The following is an 836-nucleotide window of genomic DNA, read 5'->3' on the forward strand; positions in this document are numbered from 1 at the left end:
CAACAACTACGTTGGCATGGTGATAGCGATAGGTTTATTAGTCGCGTTCTGGTAATCAATCCGAAGATAAAAAAAGGTATCCAATTGGATGCCTTTTGTTTTTTTGTGTTTGTTATGCCTGAAGTTGGTGGATACTTTCTTCGATGGTCAACTTCACTTCTGGGTACAGCAGCGTAAACAGTAGCTTGGCAAATTTCTGCGTTTTCTTCTTATCGCAGTTGCCGTCGCTATCGAGGTACTCTTGCTGTTTGAGCGTATTGAACATGGCGGTAAACACACCTTTGTCGAAGAACTCCGGCGCGTTGATACCGTGCAGGCGACCTAAACGTTGCGCGATGTCTTGGCTCTTCTGTTCCAGATCCGATTTACCCAACTCAGGGTATGCAACCAATAGGTTCATGGCGATGGAGTAACGCTGCAGCGTCTCAGTAATCGTGCGACCAAGTAGAACCAGCGGTTGGTTGTTTGATTGGTTGATTTCCAATTTGTTGCCATCAAGACAGATCATTTTCTGCTCGGCAAACTCATTCAACGTTTTCACCACAAGGTCGTTTAAATCTTCTTCTTGGTAGCTTAGGAACAGCTCTTTCTTCAAGAATGGGTAGATTTGCGCGACGTTCTCTTGGATTTTCTCCACGGTGAGATTGCGCTGACGAATAATCATCTGGGCAATCAACGATGGCAGCGCAAACAAGTGAATGATGTTGTTGCGATAGTAAGTCATCAGAATCGATTGACTACGATCCAGAGAAATGATGTCGCCCATACTGTCTGTTTCAATCACAAACTTATCTAACGAGATAGCGTGATCAACCAACTCTTCAGCACTTTCTGTT

General features: G+C 44.4%; 1 pseudogene. It reads right to left on the reverse strand.

What is annotated here, in order from left to right:
* Positions 1–112: 112 nt before the first annotated feature.
* Positions 113–836: pseudogene (locus R7Q48_RS26075) on the reverse strand (glycerol-3-phosphate 1-O-acyltransferase); the annotation flags it as partial.

It is taken from the genome of Vibrio sp. 378 (genome assembly GCF_033339435.1).